The organism is Streptomyces sp. NPDC053560 (assembly GCF_044544605.1).
GTDB lineage: Bacteria > Actinomycetota > Actinomycetes > Streptomycetales > Streptomycetaceae > Streptomyces.
In genome coordinates this window covers 1-2,110 of record NZ_JBITXI010000038.1, presented here as the reverse complement: position 1 = coordinate 2,110, position 2,110 = coordinate 1, and the positions used below count along the sequence as shown (strand labels likewise).

The following is a 2,110-nucleotide window of genomic DNA, read 5'->3' as shown; positions in this document are numbered from 1 at the left end:
GGACTCATCCCGAAGAACGCCGGGTCGAACTCACCCGCGTTCTCCAGGAAACCGCCGGAACGGGTGTAGGAGGTGCCCAGATGCTCGGGGTCCGGATCGTAGATCGAATCGAGGTCCCAGCCACGGTTGGCGGGGAAGTCGGTGATGGCGTCGGTGCCGTCGCTGACCAGGCGCCACAGCTCCTCCGGCGAGCCGACACCACCCGGGAAGCGGCAGGCCATGCCCACGACGACGATCGGATCGTCCGCGGTGGGCGGCAGTGCTCGGAGCGGTGTGTGTGCCTCGGCCTCGGTGCCGAACAGTTCGTCCTGCAGATGGGCCGCGAGCGCGCCGGCGTTCGGGTAGTCGAAGACCAGCGTGGCGGTCAGACGCAGTCCGGTGGTCGCGCTCAGCCGGTTGCGGAGCTCGACCGCGGTGAGCGAGTCGAAGCCGAGGTCGCGGAACTGCGCCGTCCCGTCCACCGAGGCCGGGTCGGCGTGGCCGAGTACGTGGGCGATCTGCGTGCGGACGAGGTCCAGCAGCGCCTCGTGGCGCCCCTGGGCCGGCAGCGCGGCCAGCCGGTTGACCAACCCGCTGACGGTGGCGGAGCCGCCGGCCGCCGTGCGGCGCGTACGGGACCTGACGAGGCCCCGCAGGACCGCCGGTACCTCACCCTGCGCGGACAGGGCCGCGAGGTCGAGCCGGACCGGTGCGACGAGCGCCGTGTCCGTCGTGAGGGCCGCGTCGAACAGGGCCAGCCCCTGCTCGACGGAGAGCGGCGGCATCCCGGAACGGGCGAGGCGCTCGGCCTCCGCGTCCGTCAGCGTCCCCGTCATGCCGCTCGCCTGGTCCCAGGGGCCCCAGGCCAGTGACAGACCCGGCAGGCCCTCCGTACGACGGTGCTGCATCAGGGCGTCCAGGGCGGCGTTGGCCGCCGCGTAGTTCGCCTGGCCCGCGCCGCCGAGCGCCCCGGCGACGGACGAGAAGACGATGAACGCCTCAAGGTCCAGGTCCCGCGTCGCCTCGTGCAGGTGCCACGCGGCGTCCGCCTTGGGCCGCAGGACGATGGAGAGCCGTTCGGGGGTGAGCGAGCCGATCACGCCGTCGTCCAGGACACCGGCCGTGTGCACGACCGCCGTCAGCGGGTGCTCGGCCGGTATCCCGGCCACGAGCGCCGCCACGGCGTCCCCGTCGGCGACGTCGCAGGCCAGCACCGATACGTCAGCGCCGTGCGCGGTGAGTTCGGCGATGAGCTCGGTGGCGCCAGGCGCCTCGGGGCCGCGCCGGCTGACGAGCAGCAGGTTGCGGACCCCGTACGTACCGACGAGGTGCCGGGCGAACAGCGCGCCGAGGCCACCCGTGCCGCCGGTGACGAGGACCGTGCCGTCCGCGTTCCAGGCGGTGGGCCCGGCAGGCTCGGCAGGCGTCGTCACTCGGGCCAGCCGTGCGGCACGGACCTGTCCCTCACGCAGCGAGAGCTGCGGTTCGCCGGAGCGCAGGGCCGCGGACAGGGCGGCTTCGGACGCCTGACTTCCGTCGAGGTCGACGAGGCCGAAGACGCCCGGGTTCTCGGTCTGCGCGGAGCGCACCAGGCCGTGGACAGCCGCCGCGGCGATGGCGCCGCCGTCGGCGTTCCGGGGCTCGACCGCGCCGCGGGTCACGAAGACCAGACGCGAGCCGGCCGGCCGCTCCTCGGAAAGCCACGTCTGGACGGTGTCCAGAGCGATGGCGGTGAGCCGGTGCACCGCGTCGGCGGTCGCCTCGCCGTCCTGGGCCGCGAGACCGGCCAGGACGACGTCCGGCGCGGTCTCCCCCGCGTCGGCCCTTGTGGCGGCCGTCAGCGCGGCACCGTCCTCGTACGTGGTCACGGACACCCCGGCGCGGTCGAGCGCGCCGGCGAGTCCGAGCGGGTCGGCGCCCAGTACGGCGACGGTGCGCGGCGCTTGGTCGGCCGGGTCGGCCGATACGGCGGTCAACCGCATACCGAAGAGCGCGTCGCGTACCGAAGCGTCCGTACCGCTGATCTCCTGGCCCGTGACGGTGCGGGTGAGGAGCGAGTCCACGGCGACGACCGGCGCACCGGCCGGATCCACCGCCCGCACGGACAACGCGTCCCTGCCCGCAGACGCCA

1 protein-coding gene is annotated in these 2,110 nt (G+C 74.2%); it reads right to left on the bottom strand.

Going from position 1 to position 2,110, the window contains the following annotated elements; all coding sequences use genetic code 11:
- Positions 1–2,081, bottom strand: a 2,081-nt coding sequence (locus ACIGQF_RS38445; RefSeq protein WP_399720758.1) for an SDR family NAD(P)-dependent oxidoreductase, incomplete at its 3' end; no start/stop codon positions are given.
- Positions 2,082–2,110: the final 29 nt, after the last annotated feature.